The sequence below is a fragment of the Lentilactobacillus kisonensis DSM 19906 = JCM 15041 genome, assembly GCF_001434135.1.
GTDB lineage: Bacteria > Bacillota > Bacilli > Lactobacillales > Lactobacillaceae > Lentilactobacillus > Lentilactobacillus kisonensis.
In genome coordinates, this window is the sequence record NZ_AZEB01000004.1 from 77,341 (window position 1) to 100,152 (window position 22,812).

The following is a 22,812-nucleotide window of genomic DNA, read 5'->3' on the forward strand; positions in this document are numbered from 1 at the left end:
ATGGAAATTAAGTATGTCATGGTTAAAAAAAACATTAAAAATAACATTATTAACGGAAAATACAAGATCAATGAGAAGATCCCAACCGAATCCGAATTGATGGCGATGTATTCTGTCAGTCGTTATACGATCCGCCGGGCAGTCGGCGATTTGGAACATGAAGGCTACATTTATCGGGTTCAAGGCGGTGGCATGTACGTCAATGATTGGATTAATAACAAGGTCCGCTCAGAGCGTTCGAACCAAAGTGTTGGCGTTATTACGACCCATATTGCCGATTATATTTTTCCAAATATTATTAGCGGCATCGATCAGGTTATTTCAGAAGAAGGGTTTTCGGTGCTGATTGGCAACACCCATGATGAGTATGATAATGAACGCCATAACTTACTGAATATGCTGGATAATGACGTGGTTGGTTTTATTATTGAGCCGACCCGCAGTACACTAGAAAATCCCAACTTGGACGTTTACCAAATGATTGTAAACTCTGGCAAACCTGCTGTCTTCATTAATGCCCACTACCCCCAATTAGAATTTCCATACGTGGAAATTGATGATACAAAGGCGGAGAAGCAACTAGTTGATCATCTATTGGACAACGGTCACGAGCGGGTGCTGGGGATTTTCCAAGTTGATGATTTACAAGGGGTTAATCGGATGAATGGCTTCATTAAATCTTATCAGACCCATCCTAACGTTTCGTCTTCGGGTGACATTATGATGTATCGGTCTAGCGACAACATCAATAACGTTTTGGAAAAAGTGAAAGGGCGGGTTGACGTTCAACTAGAAAATCGGCCGACAGCGATTGTTTGTTATAACGATCAGCTGGCAATTGAAGTGATTGGCATGCTTAGTAAAGAAGGAATCTCAGTGCCAGATGACATATCGGTTGCGGGATTTGATGATTATGAAATTTCAAAATTCGTTGATCCAAGTATTACGACCATGACCCACCCCAAGCGACACATGGGTGAAACGGCGGCTAAGCTATTATTGGATATGTTAGATAAAAACACGGGTGATTATAAACTATTGGATTCAGAATTAATTGTTCGTGATTCGACTAAAGCGATTTAAGACTGAAAGAATCAGGCAGGTAGATCTTAGAGTTCAGCTAATGTAAGTGTGACCATTAAAGTTGCCGCTGCTAGACGGGATATTTACTAATTTCCGTCTTTTTTAGTAAATAATAAAGCGTTGTACTAGTTGAGAGACTAGCATAACGCTTTATTTTATTTATACTGTTAAATAAAATAAAGTTAATTTATGCGTACAAATATCCTATACTACCGTTTGTAAGCGATGTCAGAAATCGGTTACAATGTGCGCACAATATTTTGGTTCAGCAATTTTTTGCTTTAGTAAATTAATCGAATGGGGTGCTTGGATTGAAGAAAGTTACAAATAATGGTTTTATTTATACCTTTGGTGCCTTAGGGGGCTTACTTTTTGGGTATGATATTGCGTCTGTTTCAGGGGCAATTCTATTTATCTCAAAGCAATTTCACCTGGGTCCATGGCAAGAAGGCTGGGTTGTTAGTTCAGTCTTGATTGGTGCGATTATCGGTGCCTTGGCAACTAGTAAGTTTTTGGATACTTATGGTCGTCGTAAACTTTTGATTTGGGCTTCGGTTATCTTCTTCTTTGGTGCATTAACGTCAGGATTCGCACCTGAATTCTGGATACTGGTTTCAACGCGTGTTGTTCTAGGAATTGGTGTCGGAATTACATCAGCGTTGATTCCAGCTTACCTGCATGAACTTGCTCCTAAGAGTATGCATGGTGCCGTTGCAACGATGTTCCAGCTGATGGTTATGATTGGTATTTTGTTAGCTTACATTTTAAACTACTCATTTGCCCACATGTATACCGGCTGGCGTTGGATGTTAGGATTTGCGGCCTTACTAGCTGCCATTCTGTTCTTTGGTGCGCTGTTCTTACCAGAAAGCCCACGGTTCTTGGTTAAGATTGGTAAGATTGATGAAGCTCGTGACGTCTTAATGGATACCAACAAACACGATGACAAAGCTGTTAAAGTTGCGCTTGATGAAATTGAAGAAACTGCTAAGCAACCCGTTGGTGGTTGGAAAGAACTATTTGGAAAAGGTGTTCGACCAGCCTTGATTACTGGACTGGGTGTTGCAATTTTCCAACAAGTTATTGGTAGTAACAGTGTTATTTTCTATGCACCAACCATTTTTACCGACGTTGGCTGGGGAGTTATTGCTGCGTTACTTGCTCATATCGGAATTGGTGTCGTTAACGTCCTCGTTACCATTGTTGCGATGATGTTAATGGATAAAGTCGATCGAAAGAAAATGCTTGAGTTCGGTGCAACTGGAATGGGTCTCTCACTGGTTGTGATGTACACCATTTTGAAATTTGATAACGGTTCTCAGGCCGCTGCTTACGTCAGTGCGATTGCCTTAACTGTTTACATTGCCTTTTATGCAACAACTTGGGCACCCGTTACCTGGGTTCTCATTGGTGAAGTCTTCCCACTCAACATTCGTGGTTTAGGGACATCACTTTGCTCGGCAACTAACTGGTTAGCTGATATGGTTGTTTCTTTGACATTCCCAATGATGCTCAGTTCATGGGGACTTGATAATTCGTTCCTGTTCTACGCAGTTCTCTGTGGCGTTGCCATTTGGGTATGCCACAGCAAGTTCCTTGAAACCCGTGGTAAATCACTTGAAGAGATTGAACTTGATCTTCATAAAGCTGCCGGGGTTAAAGAAGCTGAAAATACGTCATCTAATTAATTATGAAGCTTATCAACTATAAACGATAACTTAAAATCAATCATTCTTAGTATGGGAATGATTGATTTTTGTATGTATATAGCCACTTCTCTGACTATTTGAATATTGGTTGCAAATTTTATGCTAATAAATATAATTTGGTGTTGATTTATGCGTACAAATATTTTATACTATTTCATGTAAGCGATAACAGTAACCTAATTATTTGCTTACCTGTGTGAGATTTGTTCGTTATAAATGCCTGGCGATTTTACCCAGGTGATAAAATTATGTCACTACAAGGAGAGAAAACGTTATGTTAAAAGTTCCTGATTATGAATTTTGGTTCGTTACTGGTAGTCAGCACCTTTATGGTGAAGAGCAATTAAAGTCCGTTGAAAAAGATGCCAAGGATATGGTTGACAAGCTGAATGCTTCAGGTAAATTACCTTACCCAGTTGTATTTAAGTTGGTTGCCACAACTGCTGACAGTATCACTAAGTTAATGAAAGATGTTAACTACAACGATAAGGTTGCTGGAATTATTACCTGGATGCATACTTTCTCACCAGCTAAGAACTGGATCCGTGGGACTAAGTTACTGCAAAAGCCTTTGCTTCACTTAGCTACTCAGTACCTTGATCACATTCCATATGACACCATCGACTTTGATTACATGAACTTGAACCAAAGTGCTCATGGTGATCGTGAATACGGCTTTATCAATGCGCGTCTTCGCATGAACAACAAGATCGTTTATGGCTGGTGGGGAGATCCAGAAGTCCAAGACGAAATTGCTGACTGGGAAGATGTTGCGGTTGCTTACAACGAAAGCTTTAACATCAAGGTTGCCCGTTTTGGTGACAACATGAGAAACGTTGCCGTTACTGAAGGTGACAAGGTTGAAGCCCAGATTCAATTTGGCTGGACTGTTGATTACTATGCATTAGGTGACTTAGTACAATCAGTTAACGCTGTTTCTGAAGATGACATCGACAAGAAGTATAAAGAACTACAAGATAAGTATGAATTTGTTCAGGGTGATAATGACAAGGATAAGTACGAACATTCAGTTCGTTACCAAATTCGTGAATACTTCGGTATCAAGAACTTCCTTGACAAAGGAAACTATTCAGCATTCACCACTAACTTTGAAGACCTCTACGGTTTGGAACAATTACCAGGCCTTGCAGCTCAACTGTTGATGGCTGAAGGTTACGGCTTCGGTGCTGAAGGTGACTGGAAGACAGCTGCCTTGGATCGTTTGACTAAGATCATGACTCATAATCAAGCAACAGCCTTCATGGAAGACTACACCCTTGAATTACAAAAGGGCAAAGAAGCCATCCTCGGTTCACATATGCTTGAAGTTGACCCAAGTATTGCTAGTGACAAGCCTCGTGTCGAAGTTCATCCATTGGATATTGGTGGTAAAGCAGATCCTGCACGTTTGGTATTTACCGGTCGTGAAGGCGACGCCATGGATGTCACGATTTCAGACTTCGGTAATGAATATCGCATGATTGGTTACGCGGTTGATGGTCACAAGGCACCAAAGCCAACACCAAACTTGCCAGTTGCTAAACAAATGTGGACACCAAAGATGGGCTTGAAACACGGTGCTACGCAATGGATTCATGATGGTGGCGGTCACCATACTGTCTTGACATTTGCTGCAACGGAAACCCAATTCCAAGACTTGGCAACAATGTTCAATTTGACGTTTAACGACATTAAGTAAGTGAGCGGAGCAAAGCGTTTAGAAATCGGAGTGTAAGTCTCCTCAAGCGAAAATCCCTGGGCTTTGGGGATTTTTGCTTGAGGTGCTTACACGCAGATTTCTGCTTTGCGGAGCGGTCCTACTCAATATAAAAGCGAAGCCATCACTAGATAAAAAAGCTTTATCTTATACGACTTTAGATGTAAGTCTCTGCTTTACAGAGTGGGTCACTCACTGTAACCAAGATCTTAAACTATTCCCTAACCGACAACTCATCAAACAAAAGAACCATCCAATAAAACGGATTCAAAACGAGGTCGAGACAATCAAATTGCCTCGACCTTGTTTATACATAAAGCCTAAATTAATCGGAGGAACCCATGGTAAGTACTGAAAAAGACAAGATGTTGGCAGGTAAACGTTATCTAAATACGGACCCGGAATTGGCTGAAGACCGCCGAAAGAATCGATTATTGATTGATGAATTCAATCGAGTTGCCAGAGAAGATCCAGATCAAGGCAGCCAGTTAATTAAAAAGATTTTTCACAAAACGGGCAAGAAGGTCGACGTTCAATCGCCGTTTCAATGCGATTATGGGGATACGGTTTCAGTTGGTGAGAATTTCTTTGCCAATTATGGCTGTACGTTTATCGACGTTGGCAAGATCACCATTGGTAAGAACGCTATGCTTGGTCCTAATACCCAGATTTTTTCCGTTAATCACCCGCTGGATGCTGAGGAACGAATTGCCAACTATGAATATCCCGCTGATGTGACGATTGGCGATAATCTGTGGACGGGTGGGGGCGCTATTATTGTTCCCGGTGTTACCCTTGGTGATAATGTTATAATTGCTGCAGGCGCGGTTGTCACGAAATCATTTGGTGATAACGTCCTAATCGGTGGGAATCCTGCCAGAATCATTAAGAAACTAAAGTAACGTTGGAGGAATTTGATGGATACTCAAAAGATTGATTCAAGCCTTAAATTTGCTGATGGTCACACGATGCCCAATCAGGGACTTGGCGTGTATAAAATGACTGAGGAACGGGAGCTGATTGATTCCGTGAAGGTTGCCTATGATGCCGGTTATCGGCTGTTTGATACCGCCCAAATGTATGGCAATGAAGCGGCTGTTGGTAAAGCGATCAAAGAACTAAGCGTGCCGCGAAACGAGATTTTTGTGACGACAAAGGTTGCTGAAGCCAATCAGGGCTACGACAAGGTGATAGCTTCAGTTGAAGAATCCTTGAAGAAGCTTCAATTAGATTACGTTGACCTGTTGTTGGTTCACTGGCCAATTCACCAGCATTTCTTTGAAACCTGGAAAGCCTTTGAAGCATTGAAGGAACAAGGCCTCACTAAGTCAATTGGGACAAGTAATTATGGGATGGTTCACTTAGAATACCTCGCAACCAAAGCGAATGAAATGCCAGTTTTGAACCAGCTAGAAGTCCACCCATACCTTTCCCAAGAAGCGATGATTAACTTTGACCGGAAAAATCATATTGTTACTCAAGCTTGGGCGCCACTTGGCCGTGGTCGGATTTTTGAAGATCCAGCGATCCTAAAAATTGCGAAGCATCACGGTAAATCAGCTGCTCAAATCATTTTGCGGTGGCACTTACAACGCGGGGATTCATTTATTCCCAAGTCAGTTCACCCAGAGCGAATTAAGCAAAATGCTGACATCTATGACTTTAAATTGACCGATGAGGAAATGGCTTGGGTCGATGCTTTGAACAAGAATACCCGAATCAGCCAAGAACCGGAAATGGTCTACGAAATTGGCCATCAATACCCGCATCATTAGAAGGAAGCGTTAAATGGACTTAAATGAAAAATTTACCTACATGGCTACCGGCCAACCATACGATGATCTTGACCCCAAGTTGGTGGCGTTGCGGGCTCAAGCAACTGCCACGACGCAGCAATTAAACGCAGAAGTTGATCCGAACAAGCGAGTGTTGTTGTTTGCCAAGTTGGTGGGAAAAGTCGGCAGCGATCCCATGATCGAACCGAATTTTCGTTGTGAGTTTGGTCGAAATATTCAGGTGGGTGATTACTTCTATGCTAATTATGATTGTGTCATGCTCGATGGCGCGCCAATCACGATTGGCACCCATGTTCTGCTTGGGCCAAAGGTGGGGCTATATACTAGCAATCATTTGTTTGATCCTACTGAACGCCAAACTGGTGGCTGCATTGCCAAACCGATCACAGTTGGTGACAACGTTTGGATCGCAGCCAACGTCACTGTTTTACCAGGAGTCAAGATTGGTAACAATAGTATCATTGGTGGCGGCAGTGTCGTTACTCGAGATATTCCAGCTAACGTGATTGCAGCAGGTAATCCTTGTCGTGTATTGCGAAAGATTACCGCGGCTGATCGGACGGGATTTGATGGGCACGATTTGTCAGCGAAGTAGGGTTAATAGCCTTAAATGAACTATGGCAGCGCTAGCCATTTGATAAGCAACAGTAAAGGACGATTACTGGGAGTGTCAGTGATCGTCCTTTATTTGGGGTTACGCCGCCTTTATGAATTTTATGGACTGTCTTTTGAGTTAGAACTAAATTGATTAGGACGGGCTGTTTTATCCCAACGCCACATCCAACACCATCATCAGTGTAAAGCCCGCCATGATTCCAAAGATGGCCCAGTGGGATTCCGCTTTGGTTCGAGCGTGGGCTTCTGGAATTAACTCCTTGCAGGCAACGTAAATCATGGCGCCGGCCGCAAATGCTAAGGCATACGGCAAAATTGTGTTCACAGAAGCTACCAACACCGCACCCAAAACGCCAGCGATTGGTTCAACGATCCCACTGGATTGGCCATACATAAAGGCCCGTGTTCGACTCATGCCACTTTGACGAAGCGGAATCGAAACGGCGGCACCTTCTGGAAAGTTTTGTAGGCCAATACCAATTGCAACGGTCATGGCTGCAACAATTGCGGCCGTTTGACTGCCATTTTGGGTCGCCCCGATAGCCCCAAAAGCAACGCCGACTGCTAAGCCTTCTGGAATATTGTGCAGTGTAATCGAAAAGACTAAGAGAATCACCCGTTTGAGGCCTGATCGAGAAGTAGCTTCATGGCGGCTATGCTTGAGATAAAGGGCGGGAATGAGCTTGTCTGCTAGGTATAAGAAGAAGCCGCCAGCGATAAAGCCAATGGCGACAACCAGCCATGGCACCCGATCTTGGGTTTCGGCTAAGTTGATGGCCGGATCTAGTAGTGACCAAAAAGAAGTCGCAATCATGACACCAGCCGCAAACCCATACATTAAGGCCAGCGCGTTGTTTCGAATTGTTTTAAACGCAAAAACTAGCGCAGCTCCTAGGGCGGTAACACCCCAGGTGAATAATGTCGCAATTAAAGCCTGCTGCCAGGGGGAAAAGTTTAGAATAACTTCCATAATAACCTCACTTTTGTATCTGGTAGTTGTTATCTTAAGTATAACAAATTACTATGCCTATTTGTGATTGTCAGAACGAGGCAAATCATAACTTTATTGATGTCCTCAAAGAATTATTCCCATTTAATGCTTTGCTTTAAGTGATTAATTTCAACGAATTAGCTATACTTAACCTATGGACATGAAGTGAGCGGAACAAAGTAGTTAGAAACTGCCAAGTAGGTTAGGCGTTTCACGACTGCCGGATATAAATCTCCTCGACCAGAAATTCCTAGTTTTGGAATTTGGGCTGCGGCGCTTATATGGAAGTCTCCGCTTTAGATAACTGTCCTAAATTTGAAGAAATGGGATGATTTTTTTGGCAAAGGTCACTGCATACATGGTGCGACATGGACAGACGTACTTGAACTTATATAATAAGATTCAGGGTTGGATTGATTCGCCATTAACGGAAAAGGGCATTCAAGATGCCAAAAGTGCTGGTGAACGGCTTTCTAAAATCAATTTTACCGCTGCCTTTTCAAGTGATTCTGGTCGGGCAATCGATACCGCCAAAATTATTTTGCGGGCCAATCCGCATAACATGAACATTGTCAGCTACCAGTATCCAGAACTTCGCGAACAATTTCATGGCTATTTCGAAGGTAACGATACTAACCAAATGTGGCAGTTTGTGGGTGAGCAGGTTAAAACAACGTCTGAAGCCAAGGTTTTAAAAGAATTTGGTCTGGAACGGGCCCGTGACTTGATTCACCATGCTGATTTGTATAATCAGGCTGAAAATAATGACATGTTTTGGAAACGATTGGACCGAGGGTTTGATAAAATCCGCAAAACGACCCATGATGGTGACAAAATTTTGATTGTGTCTCACGGAATGACGATTCGTTCCGTTGTTGATCGGTATGCGCCCAAGCTAGACCTTGGTAAGGCAACCGAAAATGGCAGTGTCACTAAATTGATTATCAGTGATGACGATATCCAAGTTGAGTACTTTAACAATCTTGGCGAGGTCTAGTGTTGTTTAACCTTGTTTAATATGATATATTGATTTGATAATGTGTAAGTCAGGACGAGAAAATGGGTCCTGATTTTTTTGTGAGTGAGCGCAGCAAAGCGGTTAGAGATCGGAGTGTAAGTCTCCTCTACCAGAAATCCCCGGTTCTGGGATTTTTGGTAGAGGTGCTTACGCGCAGATCTCTGCTTTGAGGAGCTGTCCTAAGATAAGTGAGCGGAGCGAAGCGGTTAGAGGCTGGAGCCTAAGTTTTCTCTGCCAGAAATCCTGGGTTTGGATTTTTGGCAGAGAAGGCTTAGGTGCAAGCCTCTGCTTTGAGGAGCTGTCCTAGCCTAGGATAAGTGAGCGGAGACAAGCGGTTAAAAGCCGGAATATAAGTTCCTTCTGGAGAAATTCCTGGGCTTTGGGGATTTTTTCAGAAGGTTCTGATATGCAGGCTTTTGCTTTGCGGAGCTGTCCTACTCTGTGTCAGATAGAACAGTCGCCAAGTAGCGCAACGAACATCCAAACAAGTTCCCGTTTTCAGACAAAGAAACAGTGAGGTATATCAATGATTACAATTTCAGACATGGGATTACAACTCTCAGGTAAAAAACTATATGATAACGTTAATTTAAAGTTCACGCCGGGCAACTGTTATGGCGTAATTGGTGCGAATGGTGCCGGTAAATCAACCTTTCTAAAATTGTTGGAAGGCAAATTAGCGCCTTCAACCGGTGAAATTCATATCGATAAAAACGAGCGGATTTCCAGCTTAAGTCAGGATCATTATGGTTTTGAAGATCAGACGGTTTTGCAAACTGTGATTCAAGGTTACAAGCAGCTTGCCGATATTATGGAAGAAAAGGATGCCTTATACGCTAAGCCTGATTTCTCTGATGAGGATGGGATCAAGGCTGCTAATTTGGAAGCTGAATTTGCGGAAATGGATGGCTGGAACGCCGAAGCAGATGCCTCACAGCTGTTGCAGTCACTGGAAATTCCAGAAGACCTTCACCAACAGTTAATGAGTGAATTAACGGAAGGCCAAAAAGTGAAAGTGTTATTGGCACGGGCGCTATTTGGTGAGCCGGATATTCTATTGCTAGATGAGCCGACTAACGGACTTGATGTATACAGTATCGAGTGGTTAGAGAACTTTTTAGCCGACTATTCTAAGATTACGATTATCGTTTCTCATGACCGTCACTTCTTGAACCAAACGTGTACGCAGATGTGTGACGTTGATTTTGGTGAAATCACAATGTACGTTGGCAACTATGATTTTTGGCTGCAATCCAGTCAGTTGGCTGCCAAAATGCGGGCAGACTCTAACGCCAAAAAAGAAGATAAGATCAAAGAGCTGCAAGCGTTCGTTGCCCGGTTTAGTGCGAATGCTTCTAAGTCAAAACAGGCCACTTCGCGAAAGAAACAATTGGACAAAATTTCATTGGATGACATTAAGCCGTCCTCCCGAAAATATCCGTTCATTCATTTTGAGGAGGAACGGTCATTAGGGAACGATCTTTTGAGGGTTGATAATTTTTCTAAATCTATTGACGGCGTTAAAATCCTTGATAACGTCACCTTCACGTTGCGTCCTGGAGAAAAGACTGCCTTGGTTAGCCGAAACGATTTGGCAACGACAACCTTGATGCAGATATTGGCCGGAACGATGAAGCCGGATACGGGTGAAATTACCTGGGGTCAAACCGTTGAAATGACCTCGATCCCAAAGGACTTCTCGGCTGAGTTTAACGATAATAGTTTACGAATTATCGACTGGTTGCGTCAGTACGCGCAAAAGGGTAGTGATGATGACGCCTTCCTTCGTGGTTTCCTTGGGCGGATGTTGTTTTCCGGGGATGATGTTAACAAGGAAGTTAACGTGTTGTCCGGAGGCGAGAAGGTGCGCTGCATGCTGTCCAAGGTGATGTTGCAGAAGGGCAATACGTTGCTGCTGGATGACCCAACGAATCACTTGGACTTGGAGTCAATCACTTCACTCAATGAGGGCTTGGTGGCTTTCCCAGGCTCAATCATCTTCACGTCCCATGACCATGAGTTCATTCAGACAATTGCCAACCACATCATTGAAGTATCTAATAATGGCATTATTGATAAGGCTGACACGACTTACGATGAATTCATCAATCATCCGGACGTGCAGAAGAAGTTGGCTGATTTGTATGAATAATCTGCGAATATAAAAATTAAAGAATAGTCCCCGCAAATCTTAAAAATTGGATTTGTGGGGGCTATTTGTGTGTTTAAACCAAAGAAATTGGCGAATTGATTTTGGATTGATAATTCGCCATAACTAATTTAACAATGATTTGATAAAAGTACCGAAATAGTCATCGGCTCTTCTAATTTTCTTCGATTTTATTTTATAAGATACTACCTATGATATACATAAAGTATATTGAGACGGAATAGAATTTTCAAGAGGAGATGTAACGAATGACTAGTTATAATAGCAAGATTAAAAGAGGGATTATGGTTGGCTTGTTTTCAACGGTTGTGTTGTTGAGTGGGGCAGGGCTGACTAATTTAAGCTCAAAGGCGAACGCGGAGACGGCGGCGCCTGGGTCGACTGTGACAGTGCCGAAGGAAGATACCTCAGCAGCCGCACCGATTGGCGATGGTCAAATTGGTGTAAAGAATACACATAGTGCGACTGTTGGAGGGACAACATATGACACATTGCAAGAGGCCGTTGCTGCTACTGATGAAGCTAATAATGAGATTACTATCAACGGGACAATGCCAGACACCGGTACCATTCATATTGGTAAAAAGGTACAGCTTGTTGGTGGCGAGAAAGCTACCATAAAAGCTGCAGTATTTCTCAATGATGGGGCACAGGGGAGTACAATTTCAAATATCCATTTTGACAATACAGGTAGCACCGCTAAGCAAATTCAACTATGGATTGCATGTCCAGATATCTCAGTATCAAACAATACATTTGAGCTTAATCCAGGGAATGTCAGTGGACAGTATAATTCTGTTTGGTTAACTGGTGATGCAGATAATATTAAAATTACTAATAATAAATTTACCATTGCTAGTCCAACGAATACGAATTCCTGGACAGGAATCAACGTTGTTGGCGGTGGTATTAATAATAAGTTGGATAACATTGAAATTATTAATAATAAACTTATGTGTCCTGGTGGGACTGGTCCCAGCGGAAATCGAAATTTAGTTGTTGCGATTGGGAATGTGCCCAAAGATTCAGGAAACTATGGTATTGGCGCTTTAAAAATTGAGAAGAACACGGTGAATGACTATTCGTTGAAAAGTACTATTAGTAACGTTCACGCGATTATTGTGGGGAATATTGAAAGCCTTCAAGTTACAGAAAACGTGCTTGGTGGTTATGTCGGGCTCAGAACACTTAACTATAAGGGCGAGCAAAATACATCAGGAAGTCTCACCTTTGCAAGGAACACAGTGAATGCTGCGAATGGGCTGATTTTAGGGGAAAAGGCAAATCCAAGAGAAGCTCTGGAGGTTAGTGAAAACACTGTTGCTCCCGGTACTGATTTAGTTAAACCAAATGCAGATACTGCTTCAATTATCTTTAAGTTTGACGATGGGGTAAATAAGGATATTGTTCGAGTCGTTCCTAAGACAGATAATTATGTTGAAGTTCCTGATGCTCAACGAAAAGGATATCAATTTGGTGGCTGGTATAACAAAAAGGGTAAGGTGGTAGTTAATGGTAATCAATTGAGCCTTAACCAGTTTGCTACTAGTAAAATAGCGGATACCATCGATGAAGTTTTAACCGCTAGCTGGGTTCCCGGGATGACTGTGCCGCCGATCGATCACGCTCCTGAAGTGAGTGCGCCAACGTCTCCAACAACGCCGACTGTGCCGACAAACCCAACACCAGAAACTGAAAAACCAACAACACCACAGAATAAAGTGCCGGGAAACGCGACTAAGGTTGGTGCTACGATTTACCTCACTAAGGGTGCTTACATGTACAAATCAGCAGACTTTACAAACAGCAACCGATTAAACAAATTCACCAAACAGTCACGGACAAAACGACCGGTGTTTAAAGTAGTTGGTCATACGTTCTCGAAGACTGGCAGTTTCCGATACAAGGTGACTGACCAAAATAAGCGTAGCAAGACTTACAAGAAGACCGGCTACATTACCGGTGTGCGCAGTTACTCGAGCAATCTTTACTACACCTCAATGCCAAAATCCAAGCAAGTGCGCGTAATTAGTTCAAAGGGAATTAGTCAATACAAGAACGCTAACTTAACAGGCCGTCAAAGCCATGTGGATAAGAATAAGACTTTGCGAGTTAAGAAAATGATAACTGGCAATGCAACCCGTTATCAACTGACGAACGGGAATTACATCTCGGCCAACAAGCAGTTGGTGATTTGGAAATAATCGTAATTTAATAAAAATGCCTTATGAGATTAAATCGTAAGGCTTTTTTTGCGAAAGGCGTATTTTCAGCATGTTCTTAGTGAAGTCAAAATTTCCCACATTTAAGCATAATCCCCTTATAATTCCGTTAATGGCTTGTCACCAAAACTATCAAAGGGGGATTTCAAATGGCACAAGAATTAGGCACCAACGATTTAGGAACTTACGAATATGTTGCCAGAGTATATAACGAGAATATGCGCTTGGCAGACTACAAGCTGCCAAGCAAGATTGAAGACGGCACATCAATCTTATTTGATACCAACCAAATTAAAATGACGATGATCATCAGCAACCAGCGGGTCGAAAAAGTCACGATTGAAACGCCAGAGCCCCAATCAGCAACGTACATGCAAGTCTTTGAGGGCTTTGAGTTTGGGCTTGATGCGTTAGGGACTTGGATCAACACTTATCACCGTTCGACTTCGACTCATGGACCAGCGTCTGACGTTGTGAATGGAATTTTAGCTAGTTATAACACTACTAATGACAACGTTTTGACAGTTAGCTTGACCCGTACAAAATGATTTAGGTACTAAAAAGGACCAGCGAATTTTGTTCGCTGATCCTTTTTGATAACAATAATCAGAGACCACTTTGAGTAGTAGACCTATTGCTCAACGCCACGAATAAAGGATTCGGCAATTAGCGTTGGGTTGATAATGCCGCCATCAGTTAGCGACCATGGCGATCCGGGCTGGTGTGTAATCTTACTTAGTCCAGCGGCAGTTTTATCGCCATAATCGGTTAGAACATTAGTAAGGAGAGTCGTTATTTCAGCATCCTGTTGAACTAAATTGTAATCGGAAAACGCTTCTTTGCTGAGGCCACTAGAAACAATGTCTCTTTTGCCATTATATTTTTCATGAACCTCTGCAATAACTGGCCCATATGGCATGGCAATAATCGGCGAATCAAATAATTTCCCGTGTGTTTTAGCTGCGTACCGGCCAAAAGCAAAGTACAGCAGCTTAACAACCTTCATTTGGGTAAGTGCCTCAATGTTCTCGTCATTTTTAGCATCAAAGTAATTTGTCACCCGGTACCAGTTAGTGAGCTGTAAAGCGGTGAACTTAGGCTTGATCGCATTGGAAGTGATCATATTGTTACTTTTATGGTTCAAATAGTTTTCAACTTTTTCTCGAGTAGTAGTTGGTAATTTGGTTTTGTTATTAGTTTGATCCTGCTTTAGATAATTGTTGAGAATCTGATCATCAGACATGAGTGCTTTCAACAGCTTATTGTTAGATTCAGAGGGGAATGCTCCCGTTTCGTATAAAGCAACGGTGTTGGGACTCCATCCAAGTAATTTGGCAAACTCTCTTTGTGATAACCCCACTTTAGCACGATACTTTTTAATATCAGTAGGGGAAACCAGATCCTTGTCCCTTCGATACAGTTCATTAGCGATTTCAACCGCCTGATTATCTAACTCCGGATCATTAATCAGCTCATTGGTTTTGCTATCGAATCGAGCTGGAGCGGTAACTGAATACTCGTTGCCGTGGATCAGAAATGTATTAGTGTAATCTTTAACATAAGTTTTAACCATCTTAATTCCTCCTCGAAGAAAGTGAGCACGGTGAGCTTACTAATAGCTGGCACGTGGGTCAACATCAAATCTTGGTTTTGAGATTGGTGTTAGTGGTAATTGTGTGAAGATTTTTGTGTTGAATAGCTGTCTTAGTCTGCCAAATGAAAGCTAATAAACCGGACCATCTGGGTATTATTGATGAATTTAAACTTAATGTAATAAGTGTCACCATAGTCAGTTACAAAGACCCAAACATATTCTTTGGGGCGATCACGATCCTCTTCATATTTCTGAAAGTCGCTGGTACTGAGTTGGTTAACAATTACTTTTGCTAAAGTAGTTGTCACGGCTTGTGCATGATGCGCTCGTCGATTTACCAACTGAAACTGATTTTTGGATACTAAGTATTTTAGCTGAGCAAGAACGACGACTAATTCCAAGGAGGCACCCCCAAACTTTCTTCGATTATCATTATACATGGTTTGGTGATTTTTTGATACTAAATAGTAGCACCAGCGATCTCTGGTTATGCGCAATTTAACCCATTTTGAGTGGCATTTTAGTAAGGTACAATACCACTTAACGACACCATGTTGACGGTTAGCCTAATCCGAGCAAAATAATTTAGGTACTAAAAAGGATCGGCGAATTTTGTTCGCTGATCCTTTTTAGTAGCTGTAATATTTTTAACCTAATTCAATCCGGAAACTGCCGCAAATTTCTTAGCGGTTCGAACCATGTTACTTACAAAACCGTATTCGTTATCGAACCAAGTTGCAGTCTTAACGACTTGGAAGTCACCGTTTGAGGTTACTTCTGTCAAAGTTGGATCGTAAACTGCCCCGTGGGTGTCGCCGATAATGTCTGAAGAAACGATTTCGTCGTCGTTCCAACCAAATGCTGGGTTGTTATCAGTGTGAGGCTTGATGGCATCGTTGACTTGATCGGCGGTTACCTTAGTCTTAAGAACTGATACTAATTCACAAACGGAACCGTCAACAACCGCTACCCGTTGTGCATGGCCTTGAAGGTGGCCGTCAAGTTCTGGAATAACCAGGCCGATTGCTTTGGCAGCACCGGTTGAATGTGGAATGGTGTTCGCAGAAGCGGTTCGATTTGGCCGGAACTTCTTGCCTTTAGGCCCATCGAGGATCATCTGGGAACTGGTGAACGCATGAATTGCGGTCATGGTGCCAACTTCAACTCCAAATTCTTTGTTAAGCCAATAAGCCATTGGTGCCAAAGCATTCGTGGTACATGAACCAGCTGAAATAATCTGGTCGTTTGAAGTTAAGGTGTCATCATTAACGTTATAAACGATCGTCTTCATCGGGCCAGCTGGTGCTGAAATCAAGACCTTCTTAACGCCGGCGTCCAAGTGAGCTTGGGATTTTTCCTTGGAAGTATAAAAGCCAGTACATTCAAGAACTAAATCGACGCCGTTATCCTTAACCCAAGGAATTTGGCTAGCATCCTTTTCGGCGTAAACTCGGTATTTTTTGCCATCAACGACTAATGAATCGTCGGTTGAAGAAATCTCATAAGGTACGGTGCCGTGAGTTGAGTCATATTTGAATAAATAGGCCAACATTGACGGACTTGTCAAATCATTGATTGCAACAACTTCCAAATCTGGATCATTGATCTCAAGAATTCGGCGTAAAATTAAACGACCAATTCGACCAAAACCATTAATACCAACTTTTACCATAATTGTGGTCCCCCTTTTAAATAGTGAGCGGATCCAGGCGATTAACAATCGGAGTGTAAGTCTCCTCAGAGAGGAATTCCTGGTTTTGGAATTTTTCTCTGAGGTGCTTACACGCAGATTGTTGCCTGGAGGAGCTGTCCTAAACAAGTGAGCGTAGACAGGCTTCTGCCTGACGCAGCTGTCCTAAAACGAGTGAGCGGAACAAAGCTTCTACTTGGCGGTGCATCATTTGGCTAAGTGGTTTAGAAGGGTGTCTACACATAACCCCCGCGTTTTCACCATTCTAAACAACTAATGAGCAATTTGGTTACTTCTATCAAATAACCAAATTCAGATTACCCGCTTTCGATCAGAAATTCAAACAAAAAGCCTTGTACACAATGAATTATTTGATTGGTTTGGCCTTCTTTTGAATCCTAAAATTAATAATTGCCGCAACCAGGGCACAGGCACTCAGTACAGTTGCCAACAGAAAATCATAACGCCCACCTGTAAATGATCGGGCTGCCAGATTACCGGTACCGTTATTTTGACTGATTGCCATCACAGCTGCCATTAGGCCAACCCCGATTGAACCAGCAAATTGCTGCAGCATGCTAAACAGTGAGTTAACATCTGCGGTATATTGGTCAGGAACGTTTAGCATTGCGTTTGAAATGGTATTTGAAAACCCCATATTGAAGCCGAAGCGCAGGAATGAGTAAACGAAGATAATAATCCACGCGGAGAGAACGGCTTGGATACCAAAGAAGATAATACCGCCGAGAGTCATTGAACTGAGGCCGAGAATAATTGGCAGTGCGTAGCCTTTAATGTCAGCGAGGTGACCGGCGTACGGGGAAATTGCTGCGCCAATCAAGGAGCCGGGCAACAGGACCAATCCGGCAATAAATGGCGACGTATGCAAGACGTATTGACAATAAACGGGAATCAGGAAGGAAATTCCAATGTTCACAAATTGCAATACGAAATAAGTGAAGGCCGATAGGGAAGTTGACAACCATTTCAAAATTCGAATATCGAGAAGCTGTGACTGGCCGTGGGTATCTGAATAAATGAATAGTGCCAACGCAATCAAGCCGATGATAAATGGGATGATAACCGCTGAACTCAAGATGGGATATTTGCCGGCCTTACTAACTGAATAGACCAGTGAAAATAAGGTCACTGCCAGAAGGCCCAAGCTCAATACATCGAACGAGCCGGTACCGACAGGATCAATGCGGATGTAGTGAGATCCCAACCACCAACTGATGACGATGATTGGCAGGATTAACCAGAAGATCATCCGCCAGGACATCGTGGAGGAGATGGTACCGCCATAAGTGGGGCCTAGTGCCGGGGCAAGTGAAATAACCATCCCTGCCAGCCCAGTCATTGAGCCAATCCGACCGGCCGGCACCCGATTAAAAATGATGTGAAACATCAACGGGGTGGATAATCCGGTTGCAATGGCTTGAATGAGCCGTCCGCTCAGAAGAATGGGAAAGCTTGGTGACACCGCACACATGACGTCACCGACCACAAAAGCAATTGCGGCGAACAAATGAATGTTTTGGGATTTGAACTTTTTTAGCAAATAGGCAGTCGTCGCCATGACAATGGTCACCATCAGTAAGTAGCCGGTTGTGATCCACTGGATGGTGTCCAAAGTAACGTTAAAGATCTTAGTGAGTTCTGGAAAAGTAACGTTCATTGACGTTTCGGTTAGAATGCCAGTAAATGAGAGGAGGGCAGCCGCCAATAGCGCTAAAAATGTTTGCCGGCTGATCTTTTCGTTGTTCGTTGTCATGATGTCATCTCTTTTTTAAAAGTTGTTTTGGTTGATGAAGGATTGCGTTAACTTTCTAGTGAGAGGAGAGTGCTTTGTTATTTCTAGGGTGTTAGATTTGGTGAGTAAATCGAGCTTCCGCCTTATTTGGGTGTTAGGAATATTAGCGGCAGCCAGTTTAAGTTCGCGATCTTCAAGCCCGTCACTCACATCGTTAAACAAATATGCTTGGGCGTAAATAAATAATATTTCTCTAATGGATGAGTCGTTAGAGAATGCCTTAAGGTTAGTATTGATAACTTCCAATCGACGGCTGTTTTCTCTAAATTTCCGAATTAATGTTGTTTGACCTTCAGCGAGAATCTTCATCATTTCAAGAACGAAAAAAGTGATTTCGCCCCTATTTTTTTCGTCGCTGACATCTTGAAACGCTGAGTAATATTTATTTCGGCTTTTGTTAATCTCGCTTGAAAAAGTGATTGCTGACATTGGATCCAACTTATAGCCAATGTAAACACAGGCGATATATCTGCCGGTTCTGCCATTTCCATCGTTAAAGGGATGGATATATTCAAAATAGTAATGCGCGATAAATGCCTTAATTAAGAAAGGGACCGTATCATCGTTAATAAAGGCAATCCAGTCAATTAGGTCTGATGAAAAGTCGGTTTCATGCTCTTTTGGCAGGTGAACGGTATTTAGTTCGTTTCCAATTCGAACAAATCGATCTCTGAAGAGTTTGCCATCAGGCGTACGATCAGGCGCAATTTCGCCAGCTAACAAGAAGTCATAAATCTTTCGAATGTCGTCCAAGGTATGAATTTGTAAGTTTTCTCGATTTTGAATTTTAAGATACATTCTTGCAAATGATTGTAAACGGCTGTTTTCTTCAGAGCGGCTTTGTGCAGCGATGATCGCCTGATTGACCTCTTTATTAGTTGTTTTTACGCCTTCAATTTCATTTGTACTCCTAATTTCGTTAGATAAGGTATTCAGAAACATCTGGCTAGATGCAATTCCGGGTAGGCTTGCCATGAGTCGCGTTATTTCAGTGGCGTTTTGTTGAATTTGATCCTGCAGCTGTAAAATTTCTTGGATCGGAAGTAAAAATAATGGGTAAACAGAGCTTTGCCTAATCCCGTCATTCATTGGGTTGATTTTGAGATTGGTTGTAATGCTAGTTGGGGAGTTAAGTCGATTTTGATATTCAGCATTGATATCAGCAGTGGGGTGTTCATATTTAAATATTTTCAAATTATGATAATCTGCCATGATTAATTTCCCTCCAAGTTTTAAATATTTGTAATAATTGAAAATGTAATCGTGCTTATTAAAACGAATTTTAAAATATTGTTATAATTTAAAAACTTAATGGTCCATAAATACTAAAGATTGCAAAAAACGGCGATATTTCAAAACTTGATTTAAATCATATCACGAATTTTTAAAAAATGTCAGTAAATTTAAAATTATTGCTATCTTTTTCACGATTCTTTGGATTTGGATTTTTAAGCATCAAGCAAATAAAAAAGCGAGTGATAATCACTCACTTTAGCTCAAATGACTAATTCAATTGGTCCCAATCAATATCCCAAACAACGCCCATTGCCTTTTCACCTGTATGCACGGTGATGGCCGGACTAATTTGATATGTACTGATGCTAACGTCTGGGAAATGCTCGTGAAACGCTGCAACCCACGATTTGCTGAGAACGGGATTGTGCGCATCGACCACCGAAATACGCATCGGTAGGGTCGTTTTCTCTTTGTCGATTTCGTTGATAATGTATTGGAGTGCCTGCTTCATTGTCCGTTCCTTAGCTTTGGGAACAATTTTACCAGCTTCGTCAAAGGTTAGAATTGGCTTAATCTTAAGTAGGTTACCAAAGAAAGCGGAGGTGTTGGAAATTCGACCGGTTCGTTGCAGGTGGGATAAGCTATCAACCACCAGACAAACGTGAATGGAATCCCGCACTTGTTCCAATTTGGGTAAAATAGTCGTGGCATTCTCACCCGCCATCGCGAGTTTGCCCGCTAACAATGCCAGGTCAGCCTCACCGGCACTCGCAATTTTGGAGTCAAATGGGTAAACCTTAATGTTGGTTACTTGCCGGCTGTAAGCAACAAGGTTTTCGTAAAATGACGTGATTCCTGACGACAAGTTCACGCAAATGACTTCATCAAATCCTTGCTGACTGAGCTGGTCAAAGGCGGCTTGCATTTGGCCCATAGTGACCTGAGCGGTAGTTGGGAGTTGCTTAGTTGTTGCAAGCTTTTCAAGGAAGGCTTCTGATGTAATATCGATGCCATCGCGATACTGAGTTTGCCCAAAAATCACGGTAATTGGTAAAACAGTGATCCGGTATTTATCCGCCAGTTCCTTATCAAGGTAACTGGCACTGTCAGTTATTACGGCTGTTTTCATATTCTTATTCCTCTCCTCGGGGTTCGTTATTATTTTAACCTTGATTTAGGGGGAATACAAAGGAAGCGTCCAGGAAAAAAGTAAAAGTTGATATAATTTGAATTATTTTAATTTTATTATTTACTTTTCATAATCGACGTGATAATATCTTATTCAACCTATGAAAAGAGGAAATCGAAATGAAAAAAACTAATCTCACACTTAACGCAAATATTGTCGTCGTCCGGGTCATTGTCATTATTTAGACTGCGGGCAACGTTATTATGCCCGCAAGATGCGGGCAGGATTGGTTTAAACACCAAGGACTGTCAACAACAGACCTTGGTGTTTTTTTATCCTTAAAGGAGGTGATGGTGGAAGATACTCAGTTCGAATTTTCTCTCATTTCATTTTAATGTTACTCGTTAACATGTTACCAAGTGACTTTGTTGACTATTCCAAGATAGTTTTGTAAAGCGGAAAAAGTGTTTACGACACTCACTACAGAAAAGGAAGCGACCAATATGGAAGAAACACCGACTACATATACCGAAACAAAAACAACGAAGCTTGAGCGGGATCCGATTCGAACCGTTATCATGGCATCGATGATTGGTACGGCAATTGAATTTTTCGACTTTTATGCATACGGTACCGCGGCAGCTACTTATTTTCCCAATGTCTTTTTCCCAGACGTAACACCGACAATTGCAATGATTTTAAGCCTATTAACCTTTGGAGTAGCGTTTGTTGCCCGGCCGCTGGGCTCCTTATTATTCGGTCACTTTGGCGATAAATTAGGGCGAAAACGTGCCCTAGTTGTTTCTTTATTGATGATGGGCCTTTCAACCGTTGCGATTGGCTTTCTTCCTGGATTCAAAGCAATTGGGATGGCTTCAATTATCCTGCTTTGTTTGGCAAGGTTTATTCAAGGAATTGGCTTGGGTGGTGAATGGTCCGGCGCTGTTTTGGTTGCGACCGAAAACGCACCAAAGGGCAAACGGGCATTATTCGGCTCGTTTACGGAATTAGGTGCACCGATTGGCTTTTTCCTGAGCAACGGCTTGTATTACATTTTGGAATCAACCCTTAACCAATCCCAGATGGCATCATTTGGCTGGCGAATCCCATTTTTGGCTTCAGCCGTTCTGGTTGTGGTTGGTCTCTGGGTACGTCGCCGGATGCAGGAAACCCCACTATTCCGATTGGCACAACAGCGGGATAATGTGCAAAAAGCGCCGCTAGTTGAAGTGTTTGTTAAAAACTGGCGCCAAGTTCTCCAAGGAACCTTGGCAATGGCGGTTTCTTACACATTCTTCTTCCTATTATCTACTTGGTCGCTCAGTTACGCTACCACGGTACTTGGGTTTGACAATAAGGAATTTTTGCTGTTACTGATGGGGTCGGTTATTGCATTTGGTGGGATGATTGTGTACTCATCGATCTTGTCAGATAAGTTTGGCCGCAGAAAAGTCTTACTAATCAGGGACGATTGTTATCGCCGTGTTTGCATTCGTCTTTCCGTTCTTCTTTCAAGGACAGCGAAATATTTGGGGAAGCTTGTTCTTCCTGTTGGTTGGCTTTGTAGCGATGGGGATCGTGTATGGCCCAATCGGTGCGTTATTGCCAGAGCTATTCCCAACCAATACCCGATATTCAGGTGCCGGCATTGCTTACAACATGTCAGCAATTGTCGGTGCAGCATTTGCTCCAACCATTGCATCGTGGTTAGTAACGGAATGGGGAATTCATGCCGTTGGCTACTACCTGGCGATCATGGCGGTTGTGTCAATGGTTGCCCTGTTCTTTACGAAGGAAACGAAGGGGATTGATTATACAAAGTGAGCGGAACAAAGCGCTTAGAAAGCGGAGCCTAAGTTGCTCCGTTCAGAAATCCTGGGCTTGGATTTTTGGACGGAGTGGCTTAGGTGCAGCTTTCTGCTTGGAGGAGCTGTCCTAAAATGAGTGAGCGGATTCAGGCGGTTAGAAACCGGAGTATAAGTCTCCTTGAGCGGAAATTCCTGGGTTTGGAATTTTTGATCAAGGTGCT

Annotated in this window: 17 protein-coding genes and 1 pseudogene; 11 read left to right on the forward strand and 7 right to left on the reverse strand. The window is 42.4% G+C overall.

Features of this window, described 5'->3' with window-relative positions; translation table 11 throughout:
* The 6 genes from FC98_RS03405 to FC98_RS03435 all read left to right on the forward strand — a co-directional run bounded on the left by FC98_RS03405 (position 1) and on the right by FC98_RS03435 (position 6,900).
* Positions 1-1,083, forward strand: coding sequence for a GntR family transcriptional regulator (locus tag FC98_RS03405; protein ID WP_056949201.1), 1,083 nt, complete (start codon positions 1-3; stop codon positions 1,081-1,083).
* Positions 1,084-1,394: 311 nt separating this feature from the next.
* Positions 1,395-2,771, forward strand: coding sequence for a sugar porter family MFS transporter (locus FC98_RS03410; protein ID WP_054654366.1), 1,377 nt, complete (start codon positions 1,395-1,397; stop codon positions 2,769-2,771).
* 295 nt (positions 2,772-3,066) lie between these two features.
* Positions 3,067-4,491: an L-arabinose isomerase gene (gene araA / locus FC98_RS03415; RefSeq protein ID WP_008855951.1), complete on the forward strand. Its 1,425-nt coding sequence runs from the start codon at positions 3,067-3,069 to the stop codon at positions 4,489-4,491.
* A gap of 359 nt (positions 4,492-4,850) precedes the next feature.
* Positions 4,851-5,411: a sugar O-acetyltransferase gene (locus FC98_RS03425; protein WP_008855973.1), complete on the forward strand. Its 561-nt coding sequence runs from the start codon at positions 4,851-4,853 to the stop codon at positions 5,409-5,411.
* Between the two features lie 15 nt (positions 5,412-5,426).
* Positions 5,427-6,284: an aldo/keto reductase gene (locus tag FC98_RS03430; RefSeq protein WP_056949202.1), complete on the forward strand. Its 858-nt coding sequence runs from the start codon at positions 5,427-5,429 to the stop codon at positions 6,282-6,284.
* Positions 6,285-6,297: 13 nt separating this feature from the next.
* Complete coding sequence (locus FC98_RS03435) at positions 6,298-6,900, forward strand: sugar O-acetyltransferase (protein WP_008855975.1); 603 nt, start codon at positions 6,298-6,300, stop codon at positions 6,898-6,900.
* Positions 6,901-7,068: 168 nt separating this feature from the next.
* Here FC98_RS03435 and FC98_RS03440 read toward each other — a convergent pair whose 3' ends face one another.
* Positions 7,069-7,890: a ZIP family metal transporter gene (locus FC98_RS03440; RefSeq protein ID WP_054654367.1), complete on the reverse strand. Its 822-nt coding sequence runs from the start codon at positions 7,888-7,890 to the stop codon at positions 7,069-7,071.
* Between the two features lie 358 nt (positions 7,891-8,248).
* Here FC98_RS03440 and FC98_RS03445 point away from each other — a divergent pair, with 358 nt between their 5' ends.
* The 4 genes from FC98_RS03445 (at position 8,249) to FC98_RS03460 (ending at position 13,869) form a co-directional block, all read left to right on the forward strand.
* Positions 8,249-8,908 (forward strand): histidine phosphatase family protein, encoded by a 660-nt coding sequence (locus tag FC98_RS03445; protein ID WP_056949214.1) that lies wholly within the window; start codon positions 8,249-8,251, stop codon positions 8,906-8,908.
* A gap of 547 nt (positions 8,909-9,455) precedes the next feature.
* The gene (locus FC98_RS03450; RefSeq protein WP_056949203.1) at positions 9,456-11,081 is read left to right on the forward strand and encodes an ABC-F family ATP-binding cassette domain-containing protein; all 1,626 of its coding nucleotides are present in this window, start codon (positions 9,456-9,458) and stop codon (positions 11,079-11,081) included.
* A 266-nt stretch (positions 11,082-11,347) separates the two neighbouring features.
* On the forward strand, positions 11,348-13,303 hold the full coding sequence (locus FC98_RS03455) for a DUF5776 domain-containing protein (protein WP_054654369.1): 1,956 nt from the start codon (positions 11,348-11,350) through the stop codon (positions 13,301-13,303).
* A 167-nt stretch (positions 13,304-13,470) separates the two neighbouring features.
* A complete protein-coding gene (locus FC98_RS03460) occupies positions 13,471-13,869 on the forward strand; it encodes a hypothetical protein (RefSeq protein ID WP_008855968.1) in 399 nt (132 codons plus the stop codon).
* Positions 13,870-13,952: 83 nt separating this feature from the next.
* Here the strand turns inward: FC98_RS03460 and FC98_RS03465 are convergent, their stop codons facing one another.
* The 6 genes from FC98_RS03465 to FC98_RS03490 form a co-directional block, all read right to left on the reverse strand.
* Entirely contained in the window at positions 13,953-14,894 is a 942-nt protein-coding gene (locus FC98_RS03465) for a type II TA system antitoxin MqsA family protein (protein ID WP_056949204.1), read from the reverse strand.
* 131 nt (positions 14,895-15,025) lie between these two features.
* Positions 15,026-15,316: a type II toxin-antitoxin system MqsR family toxin gene (locus FC98_RS03470; RefSeq protein WP_040471015.1), complete on the reverse strand. Its 291-nt coding sequence runs from the start codon at positions 15,314-15,316 to the stop codon at positions 15,026-15,028.
* Between the two features lie 251 nt (positions 15,317-15,567).
* The gene (gene gap / locus FC98_RS03475) at positions 15,568-16,590 is read right to left on the reverse strand and encodes a type I glyceraldehyde-3-phosphate dehydrogenase (RefSeq protein ID WP_040471045.1); all 1,023 of its coding nucleotides are present in this window, start codon (positions 16,588-16,590) and stop codon (positions 15,568-15,570) included.
* 382 nt (positions 16,591-16,972) lie between these two features.
* Positions 16,973-18,379 carry an MFS transporter gene (locus FC98_RS03480; RefSeq protein WP_054654371.1) on the reverse strand — a complete coding sequence of 469 codons (1,407 nt, stop codon included), beginning with the start codon at positions 18,377-18,379 and terminating at the stop codon, positions 16,973-16,975.
* Positions 18,380-18,394: 15 nt separating this feature from the next.
* Complete coding sequence (locus tag FC98_RS03485) at positions 18,395-19,630, reverse strand: Fic family protein (RefSeq protein ID WP_056949205.1); 1,236 nt, start codon at positions 19,628-19,630, stop codon at positions 18,395-18,397.
* 292 nt (positions 19,631-19,922) lie between these two features.
* A complete protein-coding gene (locus tag FC98_RS03490) occupies positions 19,923-20,783 on the reverse strand; it encodes a DegV family protein (protein WP_008855961.1) in 861 nt (286 codons plus the stop codon).
* A 503-nt stretch (positions 20,784-21,286) separates the two neighbouring features.
* Here FC98_RS03490 and FC98_RS03495 point away from each other — a divergent pair.
* A pseudogene (locus FC98_RS03495) lies at positions 21,287-22,607 on the forward strand (MFS transporter).
* The last annotated feature ends 205 nt before the right edge of the window (positions 22,608-22,812 follow it).